The organism is Patiriisocius sp. Uisw_017 (genome assembly GCF_047731265.1).
GTDB lineage: Bacteria > Bacteroidota > Bacteroidia > Flavobacteriales > Flavobacteriaceae > Patiriisocius.
In genome coordinates this window covers 177666-197362 of record NZ_CP159835.1, presented here as the reverse complement: position 1 = coordinate 197362, position 19697 = coordinate 177666, and the positions used below count along the sequence as shown (strand labels likewise).

The 19697-nt window shown below is 35.2% G+C and carries 18 protein-coding genes; 15 read left to right on the top strand and 3 right to left on the bottom strand.

Annotated features, from left to right (window positions below; all coding sequences use genetic code 11):
* Positions 1-15: 15 nt before the first annotated feature.
* The 3 genes from ABXT67_RS00830 to ABXT67_RS00820 form a co-directional block, all read right to left on the bottom strand.
* Positions 16-795, bottom strand: a complete 780-nt coding sequence (locus ABXT67_RS00830) for an O-methyltransferase (RefSeq protein WP_415375400.1) — start codon at positions 793-795, stop codon at positions 16-18.
* Positions 796-857: 62 nt separating this feature from the next.
* Positions 858-1193 carry a group III truncated hemoglobin gene (locus ABXT67_RS00825; protein WP_415375399.1) on the bottom strand — a complete coding sequence of 112 codons (336 nt, stop codon included), beginning with the start codon at positions 1191-1193 and terminating at the stop codon, positions 858-860.
* On the bottom strand, positions 1194-3065 hold the full coding sequence (locus ABXT67_RS00820) for an ABC-F family ATP-binding cassette domain-containing protein (protein WP_415375398.1): 1872 nt from the start codon (positions 3063-3065) through the stop codon (positions 1194-1196).
* A 521-nt stretch (positions 3066-3586) separates the two neighbouring features.
* On the opposite strand from ABXT67_RS00820, the gene ABXT67_RS00815 reads away from it, so the two are divergent.
* The 15 genes from ABXT67_RS00815 to ABXT67_RS00745 all read left to right on the top strand — a co-directional run bounded on the left by ABXT67_RS00815 (position 3587) and on the right by ABXT67_RS00745 (position 19692).
* Positions 3587-3820, top strand: a complete 234-nt coding sequence (locus ABXT67_RS00815) for a hypothetical protein (RefSeq protein ID WP_415375397.1) — start codon at positions 3587-3589, stop codon at positions 3818-3820.
* A gap of 243 nt (positions 3821-4063) precedes the next feature.
* Complete coding sequence (locus ABXT67_RS00810; protein ID WP_415375396.1) at positions 4064-4858, top strand: polysaccharide biosynthesis/export family protein; 795 nt, start codon at positions 4064-4066, stop codon at positions 4856-4858.
* Positions 4859-4862: 4 nt separating this feature from the next.
* Positions 4863-7295, top strand: a complete 2433-nt coding sequence (locus ABXT67_RS00805; RefSeq protein ID WP_415375395.1) for a polysaccharide biosynthesis tyrosine autokinase — start codon at positions 4863-4865, stop codon at positions 7293-7295.
* A 136-nt stretch (positions 7296-7431) separates the two neighbouring features.
* Positions 7432-8718 (top strand): nucleotide sugar dehydrogenase, encoded by a 1287-nt coding sequence (locus ABXT67_RS00800; protein WP_415375394.1) that lies wholly within the window; start codon positions 7432-7434, stop codon positions 8716-8718.
* The gene (locus ABXT67_RS00795; protein ID WP_415375393.1) at positions 8718-9701 is read left to right on the top strand and encodes an SDR family oxidoreductase; all 984 of its coding nucleotides are present in this window, start codon (positions 8718-8720) and stop codon (positions 9699-9701) included. The genes ABXT67_RS00800 and ABXT67_RS00795 overlap by 1 nt, the downstream gene beginning before the upstream one ends.
* A gap of 146 nt (positions 9702-9847) precedes the next feature.
* A complete protein-coding gene (locus ABXT67_RS00790) occupies positions 9848-10696 on the top strand; it encodes an ABC transporter permease (RefSeq protein WP_415375392.1) in 849 nt (282 codons plus the stop codon).
* A 2-nt stretch (positions 10697-10698) separates the two neighbouring features.
* Positions 10699-11913, top strand: coding sequence for an ABC transporter ATP-binding protein (locus ABXT67_RS00785; RefSeq protein ID WP_415375391.1), 1215 nt, complete (start codon positions 10699-10701; stop codon positions 11911-11913).
* Positions 11914-12138 (top strand): hypothetical protein, encoded by a 225-nt coding sequence (locus tag ABXT67_RS00780; protein ID WP_415375390.1) that lies wholly within the window; start codon positions 11914-11916, stop codon positions 12136-12138.
* Positions 12135-12944, top strand: coding sequence for a hypothetical protein (locus ABXT67_RS00775; RefSeq protein ID WP_415375389.1), 810 nt, complete (start codon positions 12135-12137; stop codon positions 12942-12944). The genes ABXT67_RS00780 and ABXT67_RS00775 overlap by 4 nt, the downstream gene beginning before the upstream one ends.
* Positions 12944-15091 carry a methyltransferase domain-containing protein gene (locus ABXT67_RS00770; protein ID WP_415375388.1) on the top strand — a complete coding sequence of 716 codons (2148 nt, stop codon included), beginning with the start codon at positions 12944-12946 and terminating at the stop codon, positions 15089-15091. Before ABXT67_RS00775 ends, ABXT67_RS00770 begins: the two co-directional genes overlap by 1 nt.
* A gap of 1 nt (position 15092) precedes the next feature.
* Complete coding sequence (locus ABXT67_RS00765; RefSeq protein WP_415375387.1) at positions 15093-15773, top strand: sulfotransferase family 2 domain-containing protein; 681 nt, start codon at positions 15093-15095, stop codon at positions 15771-15773.
* A 5-nt stretch (positions 15774-15778) separates the two neighbouring features.
* Positions 15779-16558, top strand: coding sequence for a class I SAM-dependent methyltransferase (locus tag ABXT67_RS00760; RefSeq protein ID WP_415375386.1), 780 nt, complete (start codon positions 15779-15781; stop codon positions 16556-16558).
* Positions 16559-17638, top strand: a complete 1080-nt coding sequence (locus tag ABXT67_RS00755) for a glycoside hydrolase family 99-like domain-containing protein (RefSeq protein ID WP_415375385.1) — start codon at positions 16559-16561, stop codon at positions 17636-17638.
* A gap of 3 nt (positions 17639-17641) precedes the next feature.
* Positions 17642-18580, top strand: a complete 939-nt coding sequence (locus ABXT67_RS00750) for a glycosyltransferase family 2 protein (protein ID WP_415375384.1) — start codon at positions 17642-17644, stop codon at positions 18578-18580.
* Positions 18568-19692 carry a glycosyltransferase gene (locus tag ABXT67_RS00745; protein ID WP_415375383.1) on the top strand — a complete coding sequence of 375 codons (1125 nt, stop codon included), beginning with the start codon at positions 18568-18570 and terminating at the stop codon, positions 19690-19692. Before ABXT67_RS00750 ends, ABXT67_RS00745 begins: the two co-directional genes overlap by 13 nt.
* The last annotated feature ends 5 nt before the right edge of the window (positions 19693-19697 follow it).

Below are 19697 nucleotides of genomic sequence, written 5' to 3'. Positions count from 1 at the left end.
GTAATTTTAATTTAGTTACATCCTAAGTATAAAATGTTGCTTTTCTTGTTCTTTTCTAAAAAAAACAATTCCCCAATAAAAGCAATCTATGCTAACCGTTACTAATGTGTCTGCTGCGATTATTTCCCAAGCTTGGGTCATTTCTTTGCTCCAATAAATATCATCAAAGATAAAAATGGAATCGTTGTTTGCCTTTGGGAGTAGTGTTTCAAAATACTTCAACGTGTTTTCTTTATTGTGATTTCCATCAATATAAACAAGATCAAAAGATGTTGTTTTAAAAACTTCGGAAGTAAAAAAAGCTGAAAATTTTGTGTTGATGAGCTGGATGTTTGACGCACCAAATTCTTTAAAATAAGTACCTGCTTTTGCTGAAGTTTCTGAACATCCTTCTATCGTAGTTACCATTTTTTTCTTGGATGCCAATGCTAAGGTCATCGTTGCTAAACCCAAAGAAGTCCCTAACTCTAAACTGTTTTTTGGTTGAAAATATGTCGTGATTTTAAATAGAAGTTTTTGTTTTTTTAACGTCAATCCAGCGTGTTTTGCAATATCTTGAATGCTCCGAGTATTGGATTTAAATATCCGGGAGCCTTGACCAAAATCTGTAACCTCAATCACCGAAGTATCTGTTAATAATGCTTCCCGATACTTTTTTAAAAGTTTAAATGCTGAGAATAGTTGTTTTTTATAAATGCATTTTGTTAATAAGTCATACACAAAAGGAGAGTGCACACCGTGCTGGTTTTTAGAACGGAGTAGGAATTTGATATATGAAATTGCGAAGTAAAACATGTTTTTTAGCAACAGCAACAGCCAGGCTCAGTGATTTGCTATTTTAAATTGCATTAATTGTCCTATTTGGTTTGCGCTATTAACTGCTTTGGTGGCATTGGTGCCTTCAAAAAGTGATTCGGTGGTCTTTTTCCATAGTTGGGCCAGCGTTCAAAATGAGCGGCTGTTAAAGGTGACTTGCTATGCAGTTCTAGGTGTTTTAAAATAGGATTTCCTTTAAAAGTGGCTTTTCCTAATAGTATAGGCTCCCAGAAATTATAGCGTCGTGGCAGGTGATCTGCAAAATTTAGGGGTGCCACTTCCGTAAAGAAATATCCAATTTTTGGATCGATCAATGCTTTTTTATAAAAAGCATCCACTAGCAAAATAATGTCTTCTTTGGATTTGATATCTATCATTTAGGCTTCCAGTTTCTCGCTTAGCTCAAACCAGCGCATTTCTTTTTCTCCCACTTTATCAATAATGTCCTGAAGTTTTTTAGATTGCTTGTCTATTTCATCGCCAGCCCAATTTTCAGTAGCGAACAGACTTTGGAGGGCTTCTCGCTGCTTTTCTAGTTTTGCAATCTCTTTTTCCAGTTTGCCATATTCTTTTTGTTCTTGGTAACTCAATTTAGCCCCTTGCGTTTCTGTTTTCCAGTTTTTCTTCTCGGCAGTAGCATCTGCGGTTGCCTCTCTTTGAGCGATTACTTTACTGTCCTCATAAGTTCGAAAATCTGAATAATTCCCTGGGAAATCTTGAACTTCGCCATCTCCTCTAAAAACAAAAAGATGGTCCACGATTTTATCCATAAAATACCGGTCGTGACTTACAACCAACAAACAACCTGGAAAATCGAGCAAGAAGCTTTCTAATACATTAAGAGTTACAATATCGAGGTCGTTTGTGGGCTCATCGAGAATTAAAAAATTGGGATTTTGAATTAAAACCGTGCACAAATACAAGCGTTTTCGTTCGCCACCACTTAGTTTGTCCACAAAATCGTATTGTTTCTTACGATCAAAGAGAAACTTTTCTAAGAGTTGTGAGGCGCTAATTTGTCTTCCTTTTTTTAAGGGAATGTAATCTCCAAATTCTCGAATAACATCGATTACTTTTTGGCCTTTTTTAATATTGATTCCCTTCTGTGTGTAGTAACCAAATTTTATCGTGTCACCAATCACTACTTTACCACCATCTGGCAATACACTGCCCGTCATGATATTAAGAAAAGTGGATTTTCCAGTTCCGTTCTTTCCAATGATTCCCAATCGTTCGCCTCGAAGGAAATTGTATTCTAGTTTGTCTAGCAGGACTTTATCTCCGTATGATTTTGATATTTTATGAAGCTCTACGACTTTGGTGCCCATTCGCTCCATATTCAACTCGAGTTGGACTTCGTGATCGTTGCGTCTTTTATGCGCTCTTGATTTTATTTCGCTAAAATCATCAATACGCGATTTACTTTTAGTGGTTCTCGCTTTGGGTTGGCGACGCATCCAATCCAATTCCTTTTTATAAAGTTGTTTTGCTTTGCCAGTTTCGGTAGTTTCGGTCTCTATTCTTGCATCTCTTTTTTCTAGGTAATAGCTGTAGTTTCCTTTGTAGCTATATAGACTTCCTTCGTCGAGTTCTACAATTTCGTTACAAACACGTTCTAGGAAATACCGGTCGTGCGTAACCATAAACAGCGTGAAGTTTTCCTTTGCAAAAAGCGCTTCGAGCCACTCAATCATCTCCAAGTCAAGGTGGTTGGTGGGTTCATCCATCACCAATAAATCTGGAGTGGTCAATAAGGCGTTTGCCAAGGCCAATCGCTTTTTTTGACCTCCACTAAGGTTTTCTATTTTTTCTTCAAGGTTATCTAATTTTAATTTGAATAAAATTTGCTTGTACCGTACCTCAAAGTCCCAGGCATTGTGGGCATCCATACCATCAAATGCTGCTTGGTACGCTTCTGCATCGTCGGGGTTTAGAATTGCTTTCTCATAATTCTCAATGATTTTGAGAATGGGGTTGTCACTGGTAAAAATAGTTTGTTCAACCGTTAGTTTAGGATCTAAATAGGGCTCCTGCGAAAGAAATGCTACGCGCAAATTTTTTCGAAAAATAACATTGCCTTCGTCTGGACTGTCATCTCCAGAGAGAATATTGAGCAGCGATGTTTTACCAGTACCGTTTTTTGCGACGAAGCCTATTTTTTGTCCTTGATTAATACCAAAGGAAATATCTTTAAATAAGATACGTTCACCGTATGATTTTGCAATATTTTCGACCGAGAGGAAATTCACTTTTATATTTTTATGCAAATTAAACGGTTTTTGACTACTTAAAATGAATTCCCTTTTATTATTCTAAGGCATACTCTATATTTATTTGGGACAAGGCAAGATAAAACTTCTTGAAATACAGCATTCCGATGAATTTCGTAAATTCAAAGCACTAAAAAAAAACAGCGGTTATATTTAGACATTTCTGTTTTTGGCAGAATGCATGACGGTGAATTTAAAGAGTGCACAGAATCATTAGTTGAGCGGAATAAAAAGTCAGAATTTGAAATTATCTATTCAAATGTTACCGAACAAGAATCGGAAAATGTGCCTGATCAAAAAAAAACGACCGTTTATTTTCTTTCTGAAAATTCGACTGAACACGTAAAATCTGATAACGAATCCGCTAATTTGGTCAAAAAACATATGGAAGATGGCCTTGTGCACACAACATCATAGGTTGATTGTTTGCATATTGCGCTAGCGACTATTCACAAGGCAACTATTTTATAAGTTGGAATTTTAAGCATTTTGTAAACGCAATGAGAATTGTCAGCGATAATTCTGTTAACATTGCGAAAGGTGATAAACAAATAGTTATTCGCTTACCAAGAGGATTAATTACCTATAAAACCAAAGAAGCGTTTGACGCCCTAAAGTTTATGCGAGAACAAAGGGACAGGATTTCAAAGGAAATAATGAATTTGAGTCCAGAAGAAATTGTCAAATATTTTGAGGAGAAACAAGGAAAACCATTCGTAAAGCCCAGTGCCTAACAAAGCATATCGCTTGTTAGTTGCTTAAATGAAGTTAAGTTATATTTGCAAGGGACTAACTCCAAACCTTTCGAGAAAGCTTGTACTTAACCTAAAATAATTTACTAATTTGCAGGCTAATAGTAATGTGCAAGTACAAAGACAACAACCTTAAAGTATGAATTGCTTTTTTAAACCTACTATTTTTTTTGATGCCATTATTATGAGCATTTCAAGGAGTTATACCGTAAAACCAAAAAGTATATGAAGAGCAACTATCTTTTGTTTTTGATATTGGCTATGGTAACTGTTACTTCTTGTATTCCCATAAAAAAACTCACCTATTTGCAAGAAAATGAGGAACAGCAAGACAGTATTGTTTCCATTCGTAAAATGCAGGAACCCTATCGACTTCAAGTAAATGATTTGTTGAGTATCCGGTTAAAAGCATTAGATCAAGAGGCAATTGGGATTTTTAACCCTGTAGGCGATGCAATTTTAAACGCAACGAGCGAGGAGCAATTGTACAATGATGGATTTGTAGTAGATATTCACGGAAATATTAGAATGCCAACACTAGGAGAGGTAGCCGTTTTGGGGCTTACGGTAGTGGAAGTGCGTGAAAAAATCGAAAAAGCTTTGTTAGAGGGTTATATTAGGGAAAGTGCAAAATTATTTGTTACGGTAAAATTGGCAGGGATACGGTATACCATTAACGGTGAAATAGGAAGTCCTGGGTCAAACATAATCTTAAGGGATGAATTGACCATTATGGAAGCGATTGCTAACAGCGGTGATATTGCGATCACTGGAGATAGAGCAAATGTGGTGATTGTTCGCCAATACCCTATTGGGCAGAAAGTACATCACATAGATTTGACGACTATTGATGCCATGAAGTCTCCCTATTACTTTGTGCAACCCAACGATTTAATATTAATCAATCCATTGCCGCAAAAATCTTGGGGTACCGGGATAACCGGCATACAGTCGTTTACCACGATTATTTCTATAGTGACGATTTTATTTACAACGGTTTTGTTGTTTACACGATTATAATGATATGAGCGACTACCAAGACATACGGGATTCTCAGACGGTTTTTGACATTCGCGCCTTTCTATTTAAGCTGCTTAAATTTTGGCCCTTATTTTTGATTTCCTTAGGGATTGCTTTTGGTGTCGCACAATATATAAATGCTCGGAAATTACCAGTGTACGGGATGCAAAATATGATTTCGATCAAGGATGATCAAAATCCATTTTTCACCTCTAATACCAGTTTGACTTTTAACTGGGGTGGAACCACAGATAAAGTGAACACGGCAATTATTACCTTAAAGTCACGCTCTCATAATGAGAAAGTTGTAGCGCAATTGCAGTACTATATAGCCTATCAAAAAGATGGCGAATATCAAAAGGTCGATGCCTATGGAGCCCTTCCCTTTGCTTTTGAAGCAGACACTTCAAAAGTCCAACTTTTGTATACTCCCATAACGGTAGTGTTTAAAACGCCTACGACCTTTGCCTTGAGTGCTACTTTGCCTAATATAAATGTTAAAACACAAAATTACAGCACCAAAGCGATTGCATATGCGACTGCGGCATCCACTCAAATAGCGCAAGACTACACCATAGGAGATAAAATATCCTTGCCTTTTTTTAGTGGGACATTTTTTCAAAATCCGGAAGTCAAACCAATTTTAAACACCCCTTTTTACATATCCTTTAAAAATTTTGACAATTCGGTTAAACGGTATTTGGGAATCAGCGTAGACCCAGAGTCTAATGGATCTTCTATTCTTAGATTGGGGCTTAATGGTACCAACAAAGCACGATTGGTAGATTATTTAAATTCATCGGTTCAAGTCTTAAGTAACGATGTGTTAGAACGCAAAAATTTATTTGCAACAAAAACAATCAAGTTTATTGATAGTAGTTTGACCGCAAAATCGATGGAACTGAGAGATGTTGAGAAGGAGCTCAATTCGTTCAAAAATAAAACGGCGGTCTATGATTTAGCGTCAGAGGGAGCCAAAGTGAGTAGCCAGTTAACTGGATTAGACCTCTCCAAAGAGGCGCTGCAAAGGCAGCTTAATTATTATGCTATTTTAGAAAAGTATCTTTCTAATAGAGCAGATTATAGAGAAGTGCCGGCACCTTCGGTCGCTGGAATTCAAGAATTGAGTATTGTCTCTGGAGTGGGCAGGATTATTTCACTTGCAGAGGAGCGAAAAAAATTGGAGTATAGTTTCAAGGAAACAGCCCCGATTTTCGCAGATTTGGACCGGCAAATAAATGCGGTAAAGAATATTCTTTTTGAAAACATACGGTCTTCTCAATCCCTAAAGGAATTAGAATTAAGTGATATTAACAAGGATATTGCCAAATATGAAGGTGAAATTAGAAAGTTGCCACGAGAACAGCAAGAACTGCTTAAAATTGAAAGACGGTACAGCATAAGTGCGGGGACCTATAATGTGTTTCTCTCCAAACGAAGTGAGGCCGGTTTGGTAAAAGCAGCCAATGTAAGCGATGTTTTAATCATAGATTCTGCAAAAGATACGGGAGGGCATCAAATTGGTCCCGATACAAAGCTCAATAATATGTTGGCAGGTTTCTTGGGATTTTTAGTGCCCTTTGGCTTTGTGTTTATACTCACCTTTTTTGACAATAAAATTAAGACCACCAAGGATCTTCAACGCTTGTCAACCATCCCTATTCTCGGGGTCATTGGAAAAAGCACCCTAAAAACAGGGCTTGCCGTGATAGAAAAGCCTAAATCTTCAGTAGCGGAGTCTTTTAGAGCCTTGCGTTCCAGTTTGCAGTTTATTTATAAAAAACAAGGGCTAAAAGGAAGTAAAACCGTATTGGTTACTTCATCGGTGAGTGGAGAAGGAAAAACATTTACCTCAATAAACATCGCTTCTGTATTTGCCTTGAGCGAGAAACGGACCATCCTCTTAGGGCTGGATTTAAGAAAGCCGAAAATTTTTGGTGATTTTGAAATTAACAATGACAAAGGGGTGGTCAACTATTTAATAAACGAGGCCACCATTGAAGAAATCACACAAAAAACAATGCTCCCTTCGTTGGATGTGATTACCTCGGGCCCAATCCCACCCAATCCTTCAGAGCTTTTAATGAGTGATGGAATGGACAAATTAATTGCAGATCTAAAACAGAAATACGACTTTATTGTAATAGATTCGCCGCCGCTAGGACTGGTAGCAGACTCCCTCGAGTTAACCCGTTTTGCAGATGCGACCATTTATCTGGCGAGACAAAATTATACGAAAAAGGGAATGTTTGAAAAGGTAAATGAAAAGTATAGAAAGGGAGAAATTACCAATTTAAGTTTTGTCCTTAACTATGTAGATGACACCTTAAATTATGGTTCCGGCTACGGGTACGGTAACTATAGTAATGGATACCACGAAGATGAGAAAAAACCTCCTTTTGGTAAACGGATAAAACGATTTGTGAAACGCAAATAAAACTACTTTTTTTATTGGCAGGTCGTCTTTAAAAATATTATTTTTGTTTTCGATTCAAGAATTTAAATGTAACTATTTAACAGTTCACATCTTAAGTACAACAAAGGGATAAGGGTATTTAAAAAAGTTTTAGTTTATGAAAAAAAATCCAACAATAGCAATTATAGGCTTGGGCTATGTAGGCTTGCCGCTGGCCGTTGCATTTGCAGAAAAATTTAAAGTAATTGGTCTCGATATCAACACCCAACGTATTGCAGAGTTAATATCTGGTCGAGATAATACACTAGAAATTGGGGACGAAGAACTAAAGGCTGCCCTAAAAGGAACTGGAGATCACAAACTGATTGTTACTGCCAGTCCTGCTGAAATTGCAGAAGCAACGGTTTTTATAGTAACCGTACCCACCCCTACCAACAAATACAACCAACCCGTTTTGACGCCGCTAGTAAAAGCAAGTGAGACCGTAGGCGCGGTACTAAAAAAGGATGATGTAGTAATTTATGAATCTACCGTGTATCCCGGGGTTACGGAAGATGTGTGTGTCCCAATCTTGGAACAGGTTTCTGGAATGACTTTTAACAAAGACTTTTACGCTGGTTACTCGCCAGAACGTATTAATCCAGGAGATAAAAAGCACACCGTTACAAAAATTTTGAAAGTAACTTCAGGTTCCACCCCTAAAATTGCCAAATATGTAGATGATCTTTATAAGAAAGTAATTACCGCAGGCACCCATCTTGCGCCTACCATAAAAGTGGCGGAAGCCGCTAAAGTAATCGAGAACTCGCAGCGCGATATCAACATTGCCTTTGTCAACGAACTTTCAAAAATCTTTAGACTCCTAGACATCAACACGCAAGACGTGTTGGAAGCTGCCGGAACTAAATGGAATTTCATTAAATTTTCTCCAGGACTTGTTGGAGGACACTGTATTGGAGTAGATCCATACTATCTCGCTCAAAAAGCGATTGAAGAAGGATACAATCCTGAAATTATTTTAGCAGGAAGAAGAATGAATGACGGGATGGGTGCCTATGTAGCTGGAGAAGTCATCAAATTAATGATTAAAAAAGATGCGAAAGTAAAAAATGGAAAAGTACTGGTCATGGGAATTACCTTTAAAGAAAACTGTCCAGACATTCGCAACAGTAAAGTCATTGATGTAATCAATGAATTAGAAAAATTTAATTTAAATGTAGATGTGTATGATCCTTGGCCCAATGCAGCAGAGGTAAAACAAGAGTTCGCACTGCCTTTAATTTCTGAACAAACAAAACTGGCAACAGACTATGATGCTATTATTTTAGCGGTGTGTCACGACGAATTTAAAGACTTTGATTTTAAATCACATTCCGCTGAAAATTCAGTCGTATTTGATGTAAAAGCTTTTTACCCAACCCACTTAACCGACGGAAGACTCTAATGTATACAAACAAATATCACAGTGCAGATTTTTCAGACATTCAATTTTTAGTAACAGGTGGCGCTGGCTTTATTGGCAGCAATATTGTAAAATACTTGCTCAAATATGGCGCTAAGAAAGTACGCGTTTTAGACAATCTAGCCACTGGAAGGATGGTCAATTTAGAAGAATTTTCTTCCAACCCTGCTTTTGAGTTTGTGGATGGCGACATTCGAAAAGTAGCAGATTGCAAAAGCGCTATGGAAGGAATAGACTATGTAAGCCATCAAGCAGCATTGGGCTCTGTGCCAAGGTCTATAAACGACCCAGTAACCTCTAACGATGTAAATGTAGGAGGGTTTTTAAATATGCTGGTCGCGCAAAACGAAAGTAATACCGTTAAAAAAATGGTTTATGCGGCGTCGAGTTCAACTTATGGAGATAGCCCAAACTTACCTAAAGTAGAGCATATTATAGGGAAACCATTATCGCCTTACGCGGTTACAAAATTAGTAAACGAATTATACGCAGACGTATTCTACAAAACCTACGGTACAAAAACCCTAGGGATGCGTTATTTTAACGTATTTGGTCCTAAGCAAAGTCCTACAGGGGCTTATGCTGCAGTAATCCCATTATTTATGCAAGCGCTTGTGGATGAAAAGGCACCTACGATGAATGGGGATGGCGAGCAAACCCGTGATTTTACCTATGTAGAAAATGCCGTACAAGCGAACATACGTGGCATGTTTTCTGGCGACGAAGCCAATAATGAAGTCGTAAATATAGCCTACGGAGATCGCATTAGCTTAAATACACTCTGGAGCGATTTGAAAGAAGTTTCAGACACCAATCTAGAAGCTTTGTATGGCCCACCAAGAAGAGGCGACGTTCGTGATTCTTTAGCAAACATCGAAAAAGCAAAAAAATTAATAGGCTACGATCCAAAATTCTCGGTAGCACAAGGATTAAAGGTTACTTGGGATTATTTTAAGAATTCATAAGGGTAAAAGATAATGGAGTCATAAATTTCATTGGAAGAATACTTTTGAGGTTTAATAAGCTATGAATAACTAAAATGGTAGGAGTTCTTTAAGTATGGCAAAACTTGTATTTTAGTGCGACCAAAGACCACTACCCAAAATAATGTATGTCGTTACCCACTAAAGTATACCAACGAGAAAATAATCACAATCTCTTTAAGCTTTTAAAAGAGAGCTTAGTAGATATTGTGGGATCCTTTTTTTTGGCGAAACAACTTGCCACGAGAGACATTAAAGCAAAATATAGACAGAGTTATTTTGGGATTCTCTGGGCATTTATAACACCATTGACTACGGGTTTGGTCTGGATTTTTTTAAATAGTTCTGGTACCGTAGCCATCTCTGATACCGGCATGCCATATCCCATTTTTGTTTTTACGGGCACCATTTTATGGTCTATTATTATAGAAGCTATAAATTCTCCCATGGCAACAACACGAGGAGCCAGAGGTATAATGAGTAAAATTAATTTTCCGAAGGAAGCTTTATTGGTCAGTGGTATTTTAAAGTTGATTTTTAATAGCTCGATTAAAATCTTAGTTTTAGTAGGTTTTTTACTCTTTTTTGGGGTTTCCCCACAATGGTCGATGCTCCTGTTTCCAATAATCTTATTATGCGGGGTGTTTTTTGGGACGGTTCTTGGGCTGTTTATAACGCCCATAGGGATGTTATACAATGATGTTGCCAGTATCATTTCTTTAGGATTGCGTTTGGTGATGTTCGCAGCACCGGTAGTGTACGCTATTCCTAAAGAACCGGGAATGTTTAGAGAGGTAATGCGATGGAATCCATTTACCCCCATTCTTACGACCGCACGTGATACTATATTAGGGGCAGATTTTACGATGTTGCCTTACTTTTTGATTGTGATAGCAGTTTGCATCCCATTATTTATGATAGGATTGGTTTTTTATAGAGTGTCTATACCCATCATTGTAGAACGATTAAGCGCCTAGGTATGGAAAACGAAGTATTGGTTAAAGTAGAAGGACTTTCTAAAAAGTTTTGTAAAGACCTAAAGACCAGCCTGTGGTATGGGGTGAAGGATATTTTTGGTAATATAGGGAGTAATGCAAAAGAGAATCTATTGCGCCCTAAAGAGTTTTGGGCAGTACGAGATGTTAGTTTTGAGTTGCGTCGTGGAGAATGTCTCGGCCTTATAGGACACAACGGAGCTGGGAAATCTACCCTCTTAAAAATGCTCAATGGCTTGATAAATCCAGATGAAGGTAAGATTACTATGAACGGGAGAGTAGGTGCTTTAATAGAGCTTGGAGCAGGGTTTAATCCAATCTTAACGGGAAGAGAAAATATTTATAACAATGGCGCGGTACTAGGTTTTACAAAAAAGGAAATTGATGCTAAGGTAGAAGATATTATTGAATTTGCTGAAATACGAGAGTTTATTGATATGCCAGTGCAGAATTATAGTAGTGGGATGAAGGTGCGTCTCGGTTTTGCTGTTGCTTCAGAAATGGAACCTGACATATTAATTATTGATGAGGTTTTAGCTGTAGGAGACGTTGGTTTTAGGGTTAAATGTTTGAATAGAATTTCAAAGATGTTAGAATTTTGCACCACTATTTTTGTGTCACATGGAATGCCACTTATAGCAAGAACCGCTACACGTATAATCTTAATGGATAAAGGGCAAATTGAAGTAAACTCGCATGACGTCTCTCAGGGTATTGAGGCATATTTTAATAAATTTAAAACTAGGACTAAAGATGGAGTTATTTCAGGAAATAGATTAGTTGATGTTTTACAGTTTAGTATTAATGGTATTTCAAACTCAGAAGTGATTCCAATTGAGTTTAATAGTTCGTTAATGATGAGTATCAACGTAGAAGTAAAAAAAGAAGTTTCACAATATTTTATAAGTATTGCATTTATCGATGCAGAGACTAAAATTGTGGCGAACCTATTTTCGAGTGTTACGAATGTTAAATTTTCGAGACAGGGCAAAGTAATTTTAAAATGTGGATTAGATAATTGCCTTTTAGGTGCTGGAAACTATAATGTTTCAATTGCAATAAATCAGATACTTAGTTCTGAGAATAGAGGTGATATCTATTATCATAATACAGAAATGGCTAAAATAAATGTATATGGAGTAATAACGGCAATAGCTCCCGTGCAGTTTATTGGGAATTGGCAAGAAATACCTGCTTAAATGTTATTAAATATCTTAAAGAAAAAGAAAAAGAAGAAGAAAAATGTTTTTATCCATATAGGGTTTATGAAAACAGGGACTTCTGCAATTCAAGATTTTTTTGCCAAAAACACTAAATGGTTAGAAGAAAATGATTTTTATTACCCATCAATGAATCGTAAAGCAATGAATTATCTGGGGTTTTCTTTGTTAGATGAAATTCCAAACATGTTCATCATACTTTGAATATAAAGAAAAGAGACTTATACGCCCAATTAAAACAAGAAATAGACAGGGCAAAACAAAGAAATATACTGTTATCAAGTGAAGCATTTTCTTTGATGTCAACAGAACGATTTGTTGGTAAAGAAATGCCTAAATACTTAAGGGAAGTTTTTAGTGCTAAAAAATACAATGTGAAAATTATTGCTATTGTTCGAAGACAAGACGAATATCTTGAATCTCAATACAATCAACATGTAAAGACACATGATTTTTGGACTCTTTACACGGATACCATCGAAAATTTTTATCGAGAGAAAAAAGAGCTATTCAATTTTAATTTTGTTCTAAAAAAATGGGTTTTGTTTTTTGGAGTAGATTCGATGATTGTTGAAGTTTACGACAAGCAAAAAAATAGTGTGGCTCAATTTTTAAGTCTAATAGGAATCCAAGAGTCAAAAAAAAATGAATCAATTAGTATTTATAAAAATCAAAGTTTAAGTTTTAAGGCTTTGGAGTTTATGCGTAAAGCTAATTCGCTCAACATAATTAAAGATGTGGCGTCTCAAAATTATAAATTGATAGAGTTAATTGAGGCCTCATTAAATGACAAACAGAAAGCTCGATTATTGAACAAAGAGGATAGAGAAAAAATAATGGAAGAGTGTAAATTGGATAACGAAGAATTGTCAAAATGTTTTTTAAATGGTGATATGACTTGGATGAATAAAAATATAGAAATGTCAGAAACTGAAATGGATACTATAACTATCAATGACTGTATCAAAATTACAACAGATATCTGGAGTTATTTTCAAAAGAAAAAATAATGAACAATATATACTCTTGTCTGGTTGACAATAAGCCCCTATTTAGGGCGCAAGCATTTGTTTTAGTAACAACCTTGTTGGCAAACAAAGTTGCGCCAAAGAAAATATTTGTTCAGGTGATTGATGCAGACGACAATCCTTTTTACAAGTGGTTAAATGATGCAGATATTAACGTAGTTCACGTTAAAGAGTATGATTCAAGAAATAAATACTGTAATAAATTGTCACAACTTGAAATATTTGAAGTAAAAGAAATAACGTATGATTATTTATTTCTTTTGGACTGTGATATAGCTATACACGATTTAGCATCTCTTATTCCATCGGCTCAAGTATCTGCAAAAATTGTGGATTATACGTGCCCCCCATTTAGTGTGCTCGAAACTATTTTTAAAGAGGCAAATGTTGGCACAATAAAAAAGAAAAAAGTTTCAGTTTTTAAGCGTGATATAGATCTTTCAGATCGTTATAACTGCAACGGTGGTGTTTATATTATAGCGAAAGAGGTTTTAAGCAGTCTGAGTGCAAAATGGAAAAAATATGCTACTTGGTGTATAGATAACGATACTCTTTTTACAGAAAAACACTCAAAACATGCGGATCAAGTAGGATTTTCATTAGCAATGCATACGCTTGAACTATCTTTTGAGTCACTAGATATTAAATATAATTTCCCTCTTCATGTACCATTAGATGATCTTCCTAATATAACTCCCAGTATTCTGCATTATCATCACTTGTTAAATGAGCATATGCAATTAAAAAACATTGGTTCACCAAAGGTTGATATGGTCATAGAGGCTATCAATAAAGTAGTTTCATCTGCGCTAGGAAAAGAATTAAATAATAGTATGTTTTGGGATTTTCGATACTCATTAAATCCAGAATTGGGAAGTGGAGTAGGATCAAGAGGTGAGGTATTAGCCTTTAAAAAACAGCTCGTTACTTACGTTACTTATCCATTTAATACAAAAAGTATTATTGATGTAGGGTGCGGTGATTTAGAATTAATGAAAGGTTTTAAATTTACTGATTATAAGGGTCTAGATGTTTCTGTAGAGGCGTTGAAAATTTGCCAGGAAAAAAGACCAGACTGGAGTTTTTTAAACAAAATTATCTATGATGATGACATAGATACTGCACATTTAATAATGTGTTTTGATGTATTAATTCATCAAAGTGATAAAAAGAACTATGATGCTGTTCTGAATGCAATGTTCACTAAAAGTACGGACAGAGTTTTAATAGGTGCTTACGGAGCAAGCCCACAGTATGAATCTGCTATTACTCACTACTATTCTTCTATTTTAGATGAAGTAAATGGGGCGGGTACTTTTAATGAAGTTGCTGTAGTAGGGTTATATAGAGATATTGTCGTGGTCTGCGCCACAAAACATTCGAGTAGTCATAACCGTGATATACTTTCAGAAAAACTAAATATTGGTTTTGGTTTAGTTGAAAGACCCGATTTACTACAATATTTAGTGGATGTGTCAAGAACTAACTTTGGTTTTTATACAAGTCATTTTCCTCGTGTTTATGAATATTCTTGGTTGCTTCAAAAACTTGAAAGTAAAAAAGGTGAGAAAGTATTAGATGTTGGTGCTGGTGTCTGCCCATTGCCATTATGTTTAACAAATATGGGGATGAAAGTGACCACTGTAGATTTACATAAAACTACTCGAGATGTAGATAAAATGGACGAGTGGAATGAGTGGGGCTTTTTAGATTACTCCTATTTTAATGCTTCGATTGAATCACATAATTTAGATTTTTCACAATTTAAGTTTAGTCAAAAATTTGACTCAATTTATTCTATTTCAGTAATAGAGCATATGCCTAGGCAGATTAGAAATAAGATTCTTAAAAATGCGAAGCGCTTATTAAAAGTTGGAGGAAAACTTCTATTGACTATAGATATGATTCCTGGAACAGATAATATTTGGAATTTTTCTGAAGACAAACCGGTTGAGTCTGTCGAAGTTCACGGTACAATTACTTCATTTAAAATCGATTTGTTACGTTTAGGTTTTGAGATAAATGAAATGAAAATTCAAAGAGAAATTATTGATTCTAGAACAGATATTTGTTACGTAGAAGCAACGTTAAAAAAACGTTCATTACTTTCTAAAATTTTCAATTATTAAAATGATATCACACAAACATAAATGTATTTTTATTCATATCCCAAAAACCGCTGGGACAAGCATAAACTCGTTCTTTTTTCCGGAAGTTACTTTTCATTTTAAAAATCCTGATTATGAGCGTTTGTTTGGTTATTGTCCTAAAAGGAAATTACATATGCAGCATGCTACTAGTAAACAACTAATTGAGACAGGCTTAGTGACTGAAAAACAATGGGGGAGTTATTTTAAATTTACTTTTGTTCGAAACCCTTGGGATAGAGCATACTCTGATTATAAATGGGTGAAAGGTTTTTCCGGAGTTGATGGAAATTTTAAAAGTTTTATCAATGCTACAGGTAATTTTAAAAAAATACTGAGGGATAATTCTGAAAACACTTATTTGGGTGATCACCTTTTATCCCAGTCTTCATTTTTTGATAAAGAGGGTTTATATGTTCCAGACTTTATTGGAAGATTTGAGAATTTTTCTGATGATATAAAAACTATCATCACTAAATTAAAGATCGAAAAAGAGTTCGATGTTTTTAAAAATAAAGGTTTAAGAAAAAAAGATTATTCACGATTTTATACAAATTCTAGAAAAAATCTTATTGATATAAAATACTGTGAGGATATTGTTAGATTTGATTATTCTTTTGTAGATATGCGAACTGGTGTTAATCTGATCAAAAAATTTCTTTAGAAAAAGTGATAAAAAAATTAAAAAAATACTTGTTTAAAAAAGCGATCCAATGGTATGAAAATCAGCAGGAGGTCTATTATATGAAACAAAAAGGATCCTGCCCATGTTGTGATGAAGAAGTGTTTTTTATAGCGAAAAAAAGTTGGCTTCGGGATAATTTACGCTGTTCTAATTGTAATTCAATTCCTAGAGAGCGCGCATTAATGCAGATTATAGATGAAAATTATCCTAATTGGAGGGCATTAGAAATTCACGAATCATCACCAGGGGATAGAGGTCATAGCGTAAAATTAAAAGACCAAGCGAATCACTACACCCCAACCCAATTTTTCTTGAATATAGAATTAGGAAGCTTTCATCAAGGGATTAGGTGTGAGGATCTTGAACAGCAAACTTTTGGAGATAATGTATTTGATCTCGTAATTACCTCTGATGTTATGGAGCATATCTATGATCCAGAAAAAGCATTTAAAGAAATACATAGAACATTAAAGCCAGGAGGAGCACATATCTTTTCTGTACCTATTATTAATAAACACAAGCCCACTCAGGTTTGGGCAACCAAAGGAAAAAATGGAGAGCCTAATTTTCTTTTCGAGCCAGAATGGCACGGGAATCCCGTGGATAAAAAGGGATCACCAGTGACCATGCATCGGGGATTTGATATTGTTAATTTCATCGAAAATTGTACTGACACAAAAGCAGAGATCATTTATAAAGATGATTTGTCTTTTGGAATACGCGCAGAGTATATAGAAATAATAGTTGCTAAAAATAAGCAGTAAATGACGAAAATTAGAACGATCGCATTTGTATTGCCTCAATTTCACCCTATTCCTGAGAATGACGCGTGGTGGGGTAAGGGATTTACAGAATGGACGAATGTTGCAAAGGCGCAGCCATTGTTTAGTGATCATTATCAGCCTCATTTACCAACGGATTTAGGCTTTTATGATTTGAGATTAGAACAAGCAAGAAATGCACAAGCAGCAATTGCAAAAGAGCATGGTATAGAAGGTTTTTGCTATTATCATTATTGGTTTAATGGAAAAAGACTTCTAGACTATCCCATAGATGAAATGTTGCGTTTACAAAAACCGGATATGCCTTTTATGTTATGTTGGGCAAATGAAAATTGGACGCGACGTTGGGATGGATTGGAAAATGAAATATTAATAAAGCAGGAGTATAGTTTAGATGACGATAAAGAACATATGCGCTGGTTATGTGAAAAAGTTTTTTCAGACCCACGTTATATACGTGTAAATAATTGCCCTGTTTTTATGATATATAGACATGATTTATTTCCAGATATAAATAAAACTACTGATATATGGCGTGAAATTGCTCAAAAAGAATTTGGCTATAAAGATTTATATCTAACTGTTACAGAGAGTTTTAACAATCAAGTTGATCCCAAAAGTATTAGTTTTGATGCGGCAGTAGAATTTGCTCCCCATACAGTCATAAGAAATAAATACGAGAGTAATGCTAAGGCTTCTTTTCTAGATAAAATAACTGGTAAAAAGCAAAAAAAATTGGATTTACGTGATTTTAGTAAAGGGGTAAAAGCTAGTAAAGAAAGATTAATTCCGAGCTATAAGCTATATAGGTGTGTTACTCCATCTTGGGACAATACAGCCAGAAAAAAAGAAAAAGGGATAATTGCGGTAGGTAGTTGTCCAGAGTTATATCAAGATTGGCTTGAATTTATGGTAAAATCATTTGAGCCCTATTCTAAGGAAGAAAATTTTATTTTTATCAATGCTATGAACGAATGGGCTGAAGGGAATCATCTCGAACCATGTATTAAATATGGGAATGCCTATTTAGAAGCAACCAAAAAAGCTTTAAATAGTAATTAAGATTTGCAAAAAAAGCCTAAAATATCCATCATTGTTCCGAATTACAATCACGAGTTGTTTTTAAATGAACGATTAGAATCTGTATTTAATCAAACCTATCAAAATTTCGAAGTGCTACTTTTGGATGATGCCTCTACAGATAATAGTATTAAAATCCTTAGTGAATATAAAAACAATCCTAAAGTTTCACATTTTATTATTAATAAAGAAAATTCAGGAAGCCCTTTTAAACAATGGGAAAAAGGAGTAGAACTTGCTAAAGGAGCATATATATGGATTGCAGAAAGTGATGATTTTTGTGATATTAATTTTCTTCAAAGAATAGTAGAAAAATTAGCTCCTGAGATAGGGATATACTACACACAAACAATTGATGTAGATGGGCGTGGAACAAGCTTATTAAACAGAATACATTATACAAAGGAGTTTTATCCAAATATTTGGGATGCGGACTTCTTGATGAACGGAATAAAATTTATTGAAGCGTATTTACTTGTAAAAAATGTTATTCCAAATGCAAGTGCGGTTCTTTTTAAAAGAGATTTAGTGGATGCAGACACCTTTTCAAAGGACATATTAGGCATGAGAATGTGCGGTGATTGGTTGTTTTGGATAAAACTTTGTGTAAGATCAAAAATTTATTTTATTAAAACTCCTCTTAACTATTTCAGAAACCATAAAAATATTACCAGAAATCATAAAACGATTGAGGCGCAAAAAAAAAGACTTAAAGAAGAGAGAGTAATAAGGGGCTATGTAAAAAAAGCTCTTAATATAAAAAATATTGTAAAGGATACCGAATTAAGGTTCAATTGGTTTATTTTACACGAAACAATTGATTTGGTTTCGATCGATTTTTATACATTTCATAAAAATTATTTCAAAAAAGCTATGTTTCTAATCGAATATCTGAAATATAAATTTAAAAAATGGATCCATTGAACATTGCCATATTCACACCGAGCCAGAATCCATATTCGGAAACTTTTATTCAGGCACATAAGGAACATCTTAATGGAAAGGTGTTTTATTATTATGGTAAAGGAGCTCACATAAAGTTAGAAGGTTTTCCTCCATTGAAAAGACCTTCCAAAGGATTGTTGGAAAGGATGATTGGAAAGATGGCTTCTATCTTTTTTAAACCTAAGAGCAACCCTAAGGACCATCCAATAGTAAAATCATTGTTAGATAATAAGATAGATGTTGTCTTGGCTGAATATGGAACACATGCACATCATATTTTGCCCTTTATAAAAGAAATAAACTTGCCATTGGTAGTTCACTTTCACGGCTATGACGCTAGTATGTATGATGTGATAGCAAAATGTAATAGTTATAGCGAAGTATTTGTTTACGCGAATAAGATAATTGCGGTATCCAGAAAAATGGAATCCATGTTATTGGAGCTTGGTTGTCCTAAAAAAAAACTAGTATATAACGTATATGGCCCTCGGAATGAGTTTGTGAACGTTGAACCACAATTTAGTAAAAAACAGTTTATTGGAATAGGCCGCTTTACAGACAAGAAAGCACCTTATTATACCATATTAGCTTTCAAGGAAGTCATTGAAAAACATCCCAACGCAAAATTATTGTTAGCTGGAGAAGGCGTATTATTAAATAGTTGCCAAAACCTTATCAATCATTATGGTTTGGAGGACAATATTAAGTTGTTAGGCATCATAAAACCAGAAGAATTCATAGGTTTGCTTAAGGAATCTTTGGCTTTTGTACAGCATTCAATTAGAGCTGCAAATGGAGATATGGAAGGTACACCGCTGGCAGTTTTAGAAGCGAGTGCGTCTGGTATTCCTGTAATTTCTACCACCCATGCTGGAATTATGGATGTTGTCGTTAACAAAAAAACAGGTCTGTTATCGCAAGAACACGATGTTGAGGGGATGGCGAAAAATATGTTAACCTTATTGGATAATATTGATGATGCTAAAAAATTAGGCGCTCTGGGTAAAATTAATATCACAGAGAATTATTCAATTGGGCGACACATAAATAATCTTGATGCAACTTTACTAGCTGCGGTGAAGGGTATTTAGAATCA